This window comes from Paraburkholderia sp. (assembly GCF_049581445.1).
Classification (GTDB): Bacteria; Pseudomonadota; Gammaproteobacteria; order Burkholderiales; family Burkholderiaceae; genus Paraburkholderia.
In genome coordinates this window covers 15623-28224 of sequence record NZ_JBAURZ010000259.1, presented here as the reverse complement: position 1 = coordinate 28224, position 12602 = coordinate 15623, and the positions used below count along the sequence as shown (strand labels likewise).

General features: G+C 61.0%; 16 protein-coding genes. 11 read left to right on the top strand and 5 right to left on the bottom strand.

The genetic code is table 11. The annotated features are described in order from the left end of the window. From minC to WCA85_RS22055, 4 genes are all read left to right on the top strand, one after another. On the top strand, positions 1-478 hold a 478-nt coding region (gene minC, locus WCA85_RS22070), incomplete at its 5' end, for a septum site-determining protein MinC (RefSeq protein WP_424066993.1). Positions 479-572: 94 nt separating this feature from the next. Then, positions 573-1388: a septum site-determining protein MinD gene (minD, locus tag WCA85_RS22065; RefSeq protein WP_424066992.1), complete on the top strand. Its 816-nt coding sequence runs from the start codon at positions 573-575 to the stop codon at positions 1386-1388. A 14-nt stretch (positions 1389-1402) separates the two neighbouring features. Then, positions 1403-1657 (top strand): cell division topological specificity factor MinE, encoded by a 255-nt coding sequence (minE, locus tag WCA85_RS22060; protein ID WP_008922443.1) that lies wholly within the window; start codon positions 1403-1405, stop codon positions 1655-1657. Between the two features lie 232 nt (positions 1658-1889). Further along, positions 1890-2198 carry a YXWGXW repeat-containing protein gene (locus WCA85_RS22055; protein WP_424066991.1) on the top strand — a complete coding sequence of 103 codons (309 nt, stop codon included), beginning with the start codon at positions 1890-1892 and terminating at the stop codon, positions 2196-2198. 384 nt (positions 2199-2582) lie between these two features. On the opposite strand, the gene WCA85_RS22050 is transcribed toward WCA85_RS22055, so the two are convergent. Next, on the bottom strand, positions 2583-3986 hold the full coding sequence (locus WCA85_RS22050) for a chloride channel protein (protein ID WP_424066990.1): 1404 nt from the start codon (positions 3984-3986) through the stop codon (positions 2583-2585). Positions 3987-4257: 271 nt separating this feature from the next. On the opposite strand from WCA85_RS22050, the gene waaC reads away from it, so the two are divergent. After that, positions 4258-5286 carry a lipopolysaccharide heptosyltransferase I gene (gene waaC, locus WCA85_RS22045; protein ID WP_424066989.1) on the top strand — a complete coding sequence of 343 codons (1029 nt, stop codon included), beginning with the start codon at positions 4258-4260 and terminating at the stop codon, positions 5284-5286. 669 nt (positions 5287-5955) lie between these two features. After that, positions 5956-6078, top strand: a complete 123-nt coding sequence (locus tag WCA85_RS22040; RefSeq protein WP_424066988.1) for a hypothetical protein — start codon at positions 5956-5958, stop codon at positions 6076-6078. 146 nt (positions 6079-6224) lie between these two features. On the opposite strand, the gene WCA85_RS22035 is transcribed toward WCA85_RS22040, so the two are convergent. The 3 genes from WCA85_RS22035 to WCA85_RS22025 form a co-directional block, all read right to left on the bottom strand. After that, entirely contained in the window at positions 6225-6404 is a 180-nt protein-coding gene (locus tag WCA85_RS22035; protein ID WP_424066987.1) for a hypothetical protein, read from the bottom strand. Between the two features lie 270 nt (positions 6405-6674). Further along, positions 6675-7982, bottom strand: a complete 1308-nt coding sequence (locus WCA85_RS22030) for an MFS transporter (RefSeq protein ID WP_424066986.1) — start codon at positions 7980-7982, stop codon at positions 6675-6677. A 281-nt stretch (positions 7983-8263) separates the two neighbouring features. Continuing rightward, positions 8264-8788, bottom strand: a complete 525-nt coding sequence (locus tag WCA85_RS22025; protein WP_424066985.1) for an energy transducer TonB family protein — start codon at positions 8786-8788, stop codon at positions 8264-8266. A 210-nt stretch (positions 8789-8998) separates the two neighbouring features. On the opposite strand from WCA85_RS22025, the gene WCA85_RS22020 reads away from it, so the two are divergent. The 4 genes from WCA85_RS22020 (at position 8999) to WCA85_RS22005 (ending at position 11445) form a co-directional block, all read left to right on the top strand. After that, positions 8999-9613, top strand: coding sequence for an HAD family hydrolase (locus tag WCA85_RS22020; protein WP_424066984.1), 615 nt, complete (start codon positions 8999-9001; stop codon positions 9611-9613). 316 nt (positions 9614-9929) lie between these two features. Then, positions 9930-10139, top strand: coding sequence for a hypothetical protein (locus tag WCA85_RS22015; RefSeq protein WP_424066983.1), 210 nt, complete (start codon positions 9930-9932; stop codon positions 10137-10139). A 401-nt stretch (positions 10140-10540) separates the two neighbouring features. Further along, positions 10541-10897 (top strand): hypothetical protein, encoded by a 357-nt coding sequence (locus WCA85_RS22010; RefSeq protein WP_424066982.1) that lies wholly within the window; start codon positions 10541-10543, stop codon positions 10895-10897. A gap of 26 nt (positions 10898-10923) precedes the next feature. Further along, complete coding sequence (locus WCA85_RS22005) at positions 10924-11445, top strand: hypothetical protein (protein WP_424066981.1); 522 nt, start codon at positions 10924-10926, stop codon at positions 11443-11445. Between the two features lie 328 nt (positions 11446-11773). On the opposite strand, the gene WCA85_RS22000 is transcribed toward WCA85_RS22005, so the two are convergent. Beyond that, positions 11774-11944, bottom strand: coding sequence for a hypothetical protein (locus WCA85_RS22000; RefSeq protein ID WP_424066980.1), 171 nt, complete (start codon positions 11942-11944; stop codon positions 11774-11776). A gap of 315 nt (positions 11945-12259) precedes the next feature. Here WCA85_RS22000 and WCA85_RS21995 point away from each other — a divergent pair, with 315 nt between their 5' ends. Then, on the top strand, positions 12260-12490 hold the full coding sequence (locus tag WCA85_RS21995) for a hypothetical protein (RefSeq protein WP_424066979.1): 231 nt from the start codon (positions 12260-12262) through the stop codon (positions 12488-12490). Positions 12491-12602: the final 112 nt, after the last annotated feature.

The window sequence follows — 12602 nt, the reverse complement described above, 5'->3', positions numbered from 1 at the left end:
CGCCACACCGGTGCAAGGCGAACTGCCCATGGCGGAGCCGGCAGCAGACGTGGCGCGTGACGCGGTAGCCGCGCCGGATGCCGCTGCAGCGGACGCCAATACCGCTACTCCGGGAGCCGAGCCGGTGAAGCTCGCCACCTCGTCGCAAACAACGGTGGTCGACAAACCGTTGCGCTCCGGCCAGCGAATCTACGCAAAGGGCGATCTGGTGGTGCTCGGTCTCGTGAGCTACGGCGCGGAAGTGATCGCCGAAGGCAACATTCATATTTACGCGCCGTTGCGCGGCCGGGCGTTGGCCGGCGTGCATGGCAACCACGACGCACGCATTTTCTGCACGTGTCTGGAGCCGGAACTGATCTCCATTGCCGGTATCTACCGCACGACGGAAAACCCGCTGCCGGCCGACGTGCTCGGCAAGCCGGTGCAGATCTGGCTCGATGAAGAAAAGCTGATGATTGAACCGCTGCGACTCACCTGACCATGCGCCGCGCGCGCCGTTTCTGGCGCGTGCCGTGGAAGCGGGCTGCCGCCGGACTTATTTGAACGAAATTGACGAACACAGGGTAAGGGTAATGGCAAAAATCATTGTGGTGACATCGGGCAAAGGTGGTGTGGGCAAGACGACCACGAGCGCGAGTTTTGCATCGGCCCTCGCATTGCGGGGCAGCAAGACCGCCGTGATCGACTTCGACGTCGGCCTGCGTAACCTCGACCTCATCATGGGCTGTGAGCGCCGTGTGGTGTACGACCTGATCAACGTGATCCAGGGCGAAGCCAACCTGAACCAGGCGCTGATCAAAGACAAGAAGTGCGAGAACCTGTTCATCCTGCCGGCCTCGCAAACGCGTGACAAAGACGCGCTGACGCTGGAAGGCGTCGAGAAGATCATCAACGACCTGATCGCGATGGACTTCGAATACATCGTGTGCGACTCGCCGGCCGGTATCGAATCCGGCGCGCTGCTGGCGATGCACTTCGCCGATGAAGCGCTGATCGTGACGAACCCGGAAGTGTCGTCGGTGCGCGACTCGGATCGCATTCTCGGCATTCTGTCGTCGAAGACCAAGCGTGCCATCGAAAGCAAAGACCCGATCAAGGAACACCTGCTGATCACCCGCTATAACCCGAAGCGCGTGAGCGAAGGCGAAATGCTGTCGCTCACCGACATCCAGGAAATCCTGCGCATCGACCTGATCGGCGTGATTCCGGAATCGGAAGCGGTGCTGCATGCATCGAACCAGGGCTTGCCGGCAGTGCATCTGGATGGTACTGACGTCGCCGAAGCCTACAAGGATGTCGTGTCGCGTTTCCTCGGCGAGCAGAAGTCGCTTCGCTTTACCGATTACCAGAAGCCGGGCCTGTTGCAGCGCCTCTTCGGCACCAAGTAAGGGGAGCGCACGTAATGTCGATTCTTTCGTTTTTGCTGGGCGAGAAGAAGAAATCCGCGTCGGTAGCGAAGGAACGCCTGCAGTTGATCATCGCGCACGAGCGCGCCGGCGGCCATGCGCCTGCCGATTATCTGCCGGCGTTGCAACGCGAACTGGTCGCCGTGATTTCGAAGTACGTGAAGATCTCCGATGACGATATTCGCGTGAGTCTCGAGCGCCAGGACGACCTCGAAGTGCTTGAGGTCAAGATCGAAATCCCGCAGGCCTGATTTTCGCCAGGTATTGTTCCTGAAGGGCTTGCTTCAAGCTGGTTTTCTGCAAGGTGTTCAAGCGCTTTTCCGTGTCCTGTGAATACGGCGAAGCGCCTTCACCGGCGGGAGTGCGCCGGAAATATTCCGTTGCACTTCCGGGCTCCGCGTTACGTGTTGGCGGTCAGCCAAAACGCCTCCTCGCGCATTAAAGGACTAACGCCGTCGCTGGCGCTTTTAAACAGAGGAGAACATGAATAAGACCTTTCGTTTGCTGCTCGCTCAAGCTCTGATTGTTACGGCTGGTGCAACGGCCGTCGCCTCGGCATCCGCTCAGGTTGTCGTGATCGCGCCGGGCGCGCCGCCTCCGGTGCGCTACGAGGCCGTACCGGCTGCGCGCCCGGGCTTTGTGTGGGATCAGGGCCACTGGCGCTGGGACCACGGCCGCTATGTGTGGATCGGCGGTCACTGGCAACATGAACGCGTCGGTTACCACTGGGTGCCGGGCCATTGGGTCGCGCACGGCCCGAACTACCGCTGGATCGAAGGCCACTGGGCTTAACAATTTGCTGCGGCGCATCGCGTCGGCGATGCGTCCTGACGCATCCATATCGTCCGCGCGGACTGAGTCTCACCGCTTCAGCGCCGCGCAGCGGGCCTTTCGTTCACAGCTAGCTTGACCGGCTGAAGGCCCGCGACATCATTCAACTAACGAGCACAGCGTCAATCCGCGCGTCGTCAAAGCGCAGGTTGCTTGCGCGCTCGCGGAGAGAAAACATGAAAAGAAATCTTTTGGCGATTGCCCTGTTGGCGATCACGCTGGCGGGCTGCGTCGTCGTGCCGGGTCGGCCGTTGTATGTCCGGGCCGCTCCTGTTGTGATCTATTGAGCGTTTCCCAGCGCGTAGCCTTAGCAGAAGAACGACGCGCCAGGACTACGCGACCGTTTTACCGGCTCGGCGCGTCGACCTCGTCGGCCGCGTCGTCCTCGGCAGGCGTGTCGCTATCTATTAGCGCTTCGGGGACTTCCGGCACAGGCGCCGGGGCCGGTTGCGGCAGCGGTGCCATATAACGTTCAGAAAGCGCTTCATACAAGGGTGGCGCAAAGACGCGCGACACCCGGCTCGCGATCAACGCCGTCGCCATCAGCGAGATGACCAGCGCGTGGCCGTTGATCATTTCCATCACGATCACGAACGACGTAATTGGCGCCTGGGTGACGGCCGCGAGGTAGCCGACCATCGCGAGCGCGATCAGCATCTGCAGTTGCATGCTGCCGAATACCATGTGCAGCAGATTGCCCAAACCCGCGCCAATCGAAAGCGATGGCGCGAAGATGCCGCCCGGAATGCCCGGCAGATACGAGCCGACCATCGAGATCATCTTCAGGAACGGATAGAACACCGACAACTGCTCGCGCCCGTCGAGCAAGCCGCGCGCTTCCGCGTAGCCGCTGCCGAAAGTGAGGCCGCCAGAAATCACGCCGACCACGGCGATCACGAGTCCGCACAGCGCAGCGAATGCCACCGGCCGCTCGCTATGCAACTGACGCAATGGCGCGGGAATCCAGCGCCCCGTGTTGAGCAGCAGCCAGCAGAAAAAGCCGCCGGCGACGCCGGTGACGATGCCGGTGAGCAGCACTGCCACGGCCAGCAGATCCGGAAAATGCGTACCGATCTGGATCGTGCCGAAGTACGTGTAGTTGCCGTTCACGCCGAGCGCGATGACGCCGGCAATGATGATGGCCGTGATCAGCACGCCGCTTGCCCGAGCTTCGAAGCTGCGGGTGAGTTCCTCGATCGCGAAGATGATCCCCGCGAGCGGCGTATTGAAGGCGGCGGACAAGCCGGCCGACGCGCCTGCCAGTACGAGTTGACGTTCGATTTGTGCATTCGAGCGCGGATAGAAGCGCCGCAGATTGAACATCAGCGCCGCGCCGACCTGCACGGTGGGTCCTTCGCGACCAATCGTAAAGCCGCCGAGGATGGCGAGAAACGACACCGCTATCTTGCCGAACAGAATACGAAACGACAGCAGACGCGCGCCATATTCGCCGGGCTTGGCGTGCAGCGTCGCGATTACTTGCGGGATACCGCTTCCCTCTGCACCGCGGAAGAATTTGCGGGTGAGCCACACCGACGCTGCCGCGACGGCCGGCGTCACGAATAGCGGTAGCCAGAAGTGCCGGTGCTCCATGGACTGGAATTGGGCGAAGCCGAAGTCGATGAGCCTCGCGTACAGCACGGCAATGAGGCCGACGACAATAGCGCCCAGCCAGAACACGCCATACTGGCGCCACAGGCGCCGTGTGCGCCGTACGAGGCCTGAGGAGAGAGGTGGCAATGCCCGCATAGGATTTTTGCTTAAGCAAAGGTTGAATTATAACGGCCGAATAAGGCGCACGACCGGCTGAAAGCGAATTGAAAATAAATTGGAAATGGGCTCGTTTGGCTTATTTGGCGTGTATTTGCATTGCCCGCGGACGCGGAAGCAACAAGAACCAGGTAGCGGAGCGCAATGGGCCGAACCGCCCTGTGTAGCAGGGAAATCCCCACGCCGGCTATAAGATCGACCGATCGTCGGCTAAAATGCCGGTGCGACCGAAACTGTAATGGGCTTATCAATGAAGCGAATTCTTATCGTCAAAGTGACTTCACTGGGCGATATTGTGCAGGCACTTCCGGTTATTGCCGATATCAAGCGGGCTTTTCCGGGGGTGCAGGTCGACTGGGCGGCAGACGAAGCGTTTGCCGAAGTGGTCCACTGGAGCCAGAGCGTAGATCGGGTCCTGTGCGCGCCGCTGCGCCGCTTCAAGAAGGCGCGGCGCTGGGCGGATTTCAAGGCCATTGCGGCATCCATCGGCGAATTGCGAGCCTACCGCTACGATTACATCCTCGACATCCAGGGCGTGTACAAGAGCGCGATCATCGCGTTTCTGGCGCGCTCGTCGCGGCGTTTCGGTTATCAGTCTAAAGACCTCGGCGAACGCGGCGCCGCCTTTGCCTACAGCGGCCGTTTCGGTCCGCGTCCGCTCGGCAATGCCTGGCAGGGCATGCGCATTAGCGTGGGCGAGGTGCTCGGCTATCAGCCGGAGGGGCCGTCGGTCTACAACCTGAAACTGCCGGAAGGCGACGCGGCGCCATTCGGTACAGCTGACGTAGGTGATGCAGGCAATGCGCCTGTCGCAGCGCTGTTTCACGCCACCTCGAAAGACGACAAGAAGTGGCCGGTCGATCATTGGGCCTCAGTGGGCTGCGAGCTCATCCAGCGTGGTTTTCGTATCGTGTTGCCATGGGGTTCTGCTAGCGAGCGCGAAGAGGCGGTTGCCATCGCCGCGAAGGTGCCCGGGGCCACGGTTTTGCCACAGATGACCGTAGACGGCATTGCCCGCATGATCGATGCGTGCGCGCTGGTGATCGGCACGGACACGGGTTTCGTACACGTCGCCCATGCACTGCAAAAACGCACGGTGATGATTTTTGTGGCGACCTCGCCGTCCCATTTCGGCATCGAGGCACCGTTCCGTTCGATCTCCATTGGCGACGGCCATTCCGTGCCACCCGTCAGCGAAGCGCTGCGAGCGATCGACTATGTCCACACGGATCCGCTCTCCCCTGGCGGCGTGACGGCACATCCCGCCGCGACGGCCTGATAACGGGTTGATACGTGCTTGATAGGGCGGTGGCGCAACGCTTGCCGCTCACCTAAAAGAAAAAAGGCGCGACACGCTAAGCGCTCAATCGACTGAGCACCGCCGTGGCACGCCTCGGAAAACGCCCGCGTCGGGGAACAGCGGGCGGAGAGGATCCAACAATGAACAAACAGGCACTACCTCTATAGAGACTGCATGTGGCTCGTTGAGTTCCATCGCCGACACAATGCCGCTTCCGTTGACGGCTGTTGCCCGCAGGCCCTTTGCTTAGATCCGCTCGTATTACACAGCTGTTAGAAGTGTCGCTTTTGGTTGACCGCGTTGACCGGTCGCGCGCTGCGCCGGCTCGCCCATGCGTGGGAAATTCTCCCGGATCATATGCACTTGTGAGGCACTCCGCAGTAAGGCAGAACGACGCACTTTGCCCGTAGGCGGCCAGAGCACCGATGCCGTCGGTTCGCTGAAAGGGCACTTGCACCTGCCCTCGCAAGTTTGCGGCGGCCATTTCACTTGAACGCGCCTTTGCAAGCGGCGTCTTTGACCGGCCAAACATGTAACGCCGCGCTCATCATCACTTACAAAATGCAACGCTTGCGTTTGGCTGCATCGTGTTCAATCGACATCATTCGAGGAACGCTCGAACGACACTGACTCGATGGAGAGAACAACATGAAACGCTTGACGCTGACTTTGATTGCGGGCGCGCTGCTGGCTGCGGCGCTGGGTGGTTGCGTAATCGCACCGGCGCCAGGGTACTACGGCGGTGGCTACCATCACCATTACTACGACTGATGAGGGGTAGCGTTACGCAGACGCTGCGGATAGTCGGGCCAAACGTAGGGCGTAGACGACAGGCACTTCAGGGAGAGAAGCGGGCAGGTCAGCGATCAGCGCGGCAAACCGACCGCGCGACGCTGGCCGACGTATTCAGGCGCGGCTTAGCTCAACATCATTTCAAAAGCGATGACCGCCACGATCGCGGCCGCGTTGGCGGCCAGGGCTTCGAGAACGATGGCTTTCCAGCTGGACGGGCGAAAGCGCAGGGCAAGCAGCAAAGAACAAAGCAATGCCAGCGCAATGATCATCACGATGTCTGAGTTCTGGAGATGAATGTTCATGGTTGCCTCCTTGCTCAACGGGTTGCTGATCGGGTTTCGGTTGGACTTGACTCAGGTTTCTTTGGGACTCGCGTTGCGTTTGCCGCCGCTTCGAACGGATTTGATTCGAGCGCGTTTGATTGGAGTATAGGCACGCCAAAAAGCCGTGCAAGAGGGGAAACCTACCAGGGAGGGCGCGGCAGCCACGCGGTTTGTGGCGAGCCGGTGAGGGCATAAGACAGGACTGCGACGCAGATGTGCCCGGTACGCCTGCGTCGGGGGAGGGAGGCGTTACATCAAACGGGTATCGCGCGTCTCGCGCATGCAAAGCACACCGAACAGACTGACTGCTGCGGCAATCGACACGTAAGCGCCCACCCAGCTCAGCCCGCCGCGTGCGGCGAGCACCTGGGCGATATACGGCGCCACCGAGGCGCCAAGGATCCCGCCGAGGTTGTAGGCGACACCTGCACCGGTATAGCGCACGTTGGTCGGAAACAGTTCGGGCAGCAGCGCGCCCATGGGTGCGAAGGTCACGCCCATGAGGAACAGTTCGATCACGAGGAACAGCAGAACGAGCGGCATCGAACCACTGCCGAGTAACGGTGCCATCGTGAAGCCCGACAAAATTGCCGCGACGATGCCGACGATCAGCACCGGCTTGCGACCATAGCGGTCGCTGGCCCACGCCGAGAGCGGGGTAGCAAGCGCCATGAACAGCACGGCGACGCACAGCAGACCGAGGAAGCTTTGACGCGGGATGTGCAGCATCGACACGCCGTATGACAGCGAGAACGTGGTGGCGTTGTAGAACAGCGTGTAGCACACCACCATCGCGAGCGCGCCTAGCAGTGTTGGCCACCAGTATTGGGAGAACAGTGTGGCGATGGGCACCCGCACGCGCTCATCGCGTTCGATGGCGGCGCGAAACGCCGGCGTCTCAGCGATCTTCAGACGTACGTACAAACCGAGCGCCACCAGCACCGCGCTGACGATGAACGGCACGCGCCAGCCCCAACTGCGGAACTGCTCGTCCGAGAGCGACAATGCGAGACCGAAGAACAGGCCATTCGAAGCGAGGAAGCCAATCGACGGGCCGAGTTGCGGGAACATGCCGAACCAGCCACGCTTGCCAGCCGGTGCGTTTTCGGTGGCAAGCAGCGCGGCGCCGCCCCATTCGCCGCCAAGGCCGATGCCCTGGCCAAAGCGCAGCACGCACAACAGGATCGGCGCCAGGCTGCCGATCGAGTCATAGCCGGGCACGAAACCGATCAGCGTGGTGGACACACCCATCACCAGCAGCGAGGCAACCAGGGTCGATTTACGGCCGATGCGGTCGCCGAAGTGACCGAACAGGAACGAGCCGATCGGCCGCGCGACAAACGCAATCCCGAACGTGACGAATGCGGATAGCGCTTGCGCCGTCGCGGAGCCGTGCGGGAAAAATACCGGGCCGATCACGAGCGCGGCGGCCGTCGCGTACACGTAGAAGTCGTAGAACTCGATCGCGGTGCCGATGAAGCTCGCGAAGATGATCCGCGTGCTGCTGTTCTTCCCGGCCGCGTCGGGCTGGGTCGCGGAAATCGGCGAAGTGGACATTCAAGGTCTCCAGTTTCGTGACGCCGGGCGCGGCGCATCCGGTAGGCGGCGCGCTCGCATGGCGTCGTATTTTGTTTGGATTCGTGTGCCCCGCGATGCATCCCGGCGGTCGTGGCGGGACGTAGCGAGGTCGGGCTGGGCGGCGCGAGCGGGTGAGCGGGCGTTGCCAACCTAGGCCGGAAGGTCCCGGCGGGGGATCAGAAAATTATAACGTGTGTAAGGTTGGTCGGGCCACGGCTGCTTGTCGACAGCGCCAGGCAGGCGCTGGCGCGGCCGGTCAGTCAGTCGATCGTCTGCGCCTGTGGCGAGGCAAACGTGCGCAACTGGAATTTGCCGTTGTCATTAAAAAGCCAGTCTTCGAAGAGCTCGATTTGCCCATGCCCGTTGAGCAACTTTGCCGGTGGCTGGGGCAACGGCGCGGCACGTCGCAGCGTCGACAGCGCCGTACTCTCGGCTTCGTCGTCGCCATTGGTGCGATAGACCGCTGATTGCACCACCTGGCCGTTACGGTCGACGGTGAACGAGACCACCACTAGCGAACGCAGCATCGGCTGGAGGGTGCCTTGCAGGACATACGACGGGTTGCGATCGAGGATGCGCCGCGCCACGGCCATGCGGTATTGGTCGAGCGTGGCGCTGTTGACGGCGGCGGGCGGCGTGATCAGCAGTGGCCGTTGCGGCGGCGTGAAAGTGCAGCCCGTAACTGCCATGACGACGGTGAGTAGCAGCGACGCGCAACCGGCGCCGCGCGGCCATGAGCGGCGGCTTGGGATGAGTTCGCCTGAGTGACGTGAGCGGGTGAGCATCGCGGTATAAGCGGCGAAAAGCAGAACGTGATTTCATGGTACTCAAAACCTGCGGGGTTGCAATGCGCATTGGCCCTGAACGGGTTGTGCGATCGGCCTGTGCGGGGTTTTACGCACATCGCATGACGACCGCGTAGATGCGATTTTTCGTCTCTGTCAGAATCGTGGGGTCATCGACCTGGGCGATTCACCTCGCGAGCGACGCCATCCATGACTGCGCCAATTTCACTGGTTCTATTCGACCTCGACGACGTGCTATGCCGCTACGACCGTTCAGCGCGTATCGCTCATCTCGCCGGTGTGGTGGGCCGCGATGCACAAACGGTGCGGCAGGCCATCTGGGACTCGGGGCTGGAAGGGCGTGCCGACGCCGGCCAGATCGGCGATGCCGATTACATCGCCGAACTTGGCGCGCTGCTGGATTATCCCCTTACGGTGGACGACTGGCTCGACGCGCGCCGCGCCGCAATGACGCCCGACGCCGAAGCGATCAGGCTCGCGCGTGAGGTTGCTGGTCGCCACAAAGTGGCCGTGCTCACGAACAACTGTTGCCTGCTGGCCGATCACATTCATTACCTGTGTCCACCGGTTGCCGATGTGTTTGGCGCGCAGGTCTATGCATCGGCGTCGTTCGGATTTGCCAAGCCGTCACCGGATCTTTATTTGCGTTGCGTAAGACATCTGCGCGTGGAACCCGCGAAAGTGCTTTTTATCGACGACGTCGAGGCCAACGTCACGGGCGCAATTCAGGCTGGACTGCAGGGCTATCGTTTCGTCGACACCGCCGCGCTTGAACGCGAACTGGCTGCTCAACAGCTGCTCTAAGGCGCGCCTGTTTGTGGCGGCAGTAGCTGCGGTAAATGCTGCACCGCGCCTTTCGGTCAGCTTGTGCCGCGAGGCAATTTGACCTGTCTTTCGGGAGCTTACGTAATGGCCTTTGAGCGCAAGGTGTAACTCGCCATAAATACGGCGCGTGACGACCAAAGCGGCGCTGTGCGGGACTCAGCGACCCCCGCAGGCGTAGTTCGTCGGCCTTGAAGCTGTAACCGCGTAACGTGCTGAAACAAGACCGTAGCCAAAATGTAGTGTCGGCTCTCTAGGATGTCGACATCGCCCATGCATTGATCAATGGAGGTGTCCGATGCTGAGCCACCATGAACTCGCGACGCTCATGTTGCTCCGGGACACCGGGCGGCATCTGGAGGAACGTGATCCTGACGTTCTCGCGTTGCGCCACTATCAACTTATCGAGGTTCGACAGCACGAGCGTCAAGGCGCTACGTTACAACTCACCCACCGTGGCCGAGAATTATTGCAGCGTTTGTATCCCGAAGCGGGCGAATTGCAATAAATGCGGTGGCCGTGCCGTTCTGTTGAGTTTGCTATGCGAGCTGGTGCGAACGCGATTCAATTCAGGTGAGCCTGAGAAAAGTGAGACGTCGCGTGCACGCAGCGGTCCTGCCGCGCCGCGATAATTAATGCCTGGGTATCCTTCGATTACCGCCAGGCCTCTAACCCGTCGTGACTCAGAGGCTGTATCATCGCGCGGCAATCTTGCCTGTGCGGCGATGGCCGCAATCCGTCGAGAGCCGGAATAATTCCTGCTGCTCAATCGTTAACGGCAAGCTTGTAGTGTAATGAGCCGAAAAAATCGGGAGCGATGTAGTAATTGTATTGCGGCCCAGAGTGGAATAGCGTTCAGTTGTGCCGTGGAACACGCGTTCCGCGCCCGTTTTCGTCGTGGAGATCGTTGTGAAAAGGCTTAAAATTTTTCTGGGGTTGTCCGCCGCATTGATGGTCTGCGCCAGCGGCGTGGCGCACGCATCCCATGTGGGGGTGTACATCGGCGGCGGAGGGTACTACTGGGGCCCACCGGGGCCGTATTACTACCCGTATCCGCCGGCAGTTGCGGTGCCGGTGCCTGTTCCGGTCGGGCCGCAGGACTATGTGGAGCAGGGCCAGTCTGCCCCCGCGCCTGCCGCTGCGCCACAGAACGGTAGCATGTGGTACTACTGCGACGACACCAAAACTTACTATCCGTATGTGAAGTCGTGCTCGTCGGGTTGGCGGCCTGTGCCGGCGCAGCAGTCATCGGCACCCACCAATTGAAGATGCTTTCCTGTAAAGAGAAGGACATGAAATATTCAAGGTATGTTGTTCTTGCTTCGCTGAGTTTTCTCGGCGCGTGCGCAGTTGTGCCGACCGGCCCCAGCGTGATGGCGCTGCCAGGCACCGGCAAGACTTTTGATCAGTTTCGCGCTGACGACAATTCGTGCCGGCAATACGCGTTTCAGCAGGTGGGTGGCGTTTCAACCAACCAGGCTGCGACGACGAGCGCGGTCGGAAGTGCTGTGATCGGCACGGCACTGGGCGCAGCCGCTGGCGCGGCTTTCAATGGCGGCAGCGGCGCGGCTGTCGGCGCAGGTGCCGGTCTGCTGGCGGGTAGTCTGTTTGGCGCGGGATCGTCGCAAGGTTCGGCTTACGATGTGCAGCAGCGTTACGACTACGCCTACATGCAGTGTATGTATGCATCCGGCGAGCGGATTCCTGTGAACGGCCACATGCGCACTGTAGAGCCTGCAAACGGCGGTTACGTCACAGCGCCGCCGCCCCCGCCGCCGGGTTCGCCACCCCCGCCGCCGCCTGGCGCGTACTGATCAGGTCGTCCCCGCTTGAGCCACACGCGGCTGCCGTTTTTGACGGCAGCCGCGTTGTTATTTGCGAGCGTGTTTCTTGATGGGCGAACTTATCTTTGAGGCCGAAACGTTTCCGCTTTGAGCAACTCAGATGCGGTGCCGTCTGCGCGTAATGATGTGAAACATTGATGCAACACAAACGCGAGCAAACCCCTCTACACTGGATTTGCCTCTCCCAAGGAGGCATCGGTGGAAGGTCTTATTTGCCCGCTTCGTGCGGGCAATTTTTTGTGCGCGAGTCCGGCGTGCGTCAGCGGCAGTCTTGCGTTATGCGAGCCGTTGCGCACTATTATCGACGCCAGCCGCCGCCCCACCCGCCGCCAAACCCAACGCCGACGTTCACAGCGGGCGCAGCGTAGTAACCGTACGCGGGAGCCGGGGCGTAGCCATACGGCGTAGGCGCAACAACGCAGCCGCTAAGACTGGCCGCCAGTGCGATAAGCGCGATCACTTTGAGCATGGTTGTCCTCCTGTTAAGCGTTGGAGGAGTTCACCGCGCGATTTGTTCGACTTCTCGTGTGACGGTGCATTACGACACGCGGAGCTCGCATTTCCTCCGGCGGGGCAAGCACGTTGAACTGCATGCACATTGGGACGCGAGCCCTATTTACAGTTGCTTACGTTAGGCGCACGTCAGACCATTGCGGGGCTGGCGGACGGCAGCATAGGCGACCTCGGGGCATTGAGATAGAAATTTGCGGGTGTTGTTTGCGCGCTACCTTGCGACGCCTAGGCCGTTGCTATGATGGAGTGACTGTTCCTCGGAGCGGCAATTATGGCGATCAGAGATTTGACCAAAAGCGAGCGGCAGAACGCCGCCATCGCCGAAGCGCGCAAGCTGGCCGATAGTGGCGCATATCACGACTACACCGACATCGAATATGTCCTACGGTTCGACCACGGGCTGACAGATGTATCGGTGCTGCTCGACAGCCAGGCCATGCATCGGGATTTGAATCGACGTTGCGCGGATGCGCGCGAGAAGCAGGCCTTGCTCGCGGTTTGAATGTGTCGGCGCAAGCTCGCGGCCGGGTCGTAAAAAAGCCCGCCGGTTGGGGCGGGCTAAACTGAGGAGACTCACACAATACCTCACCGGGGGTGGATGAGGTCAACCCAGT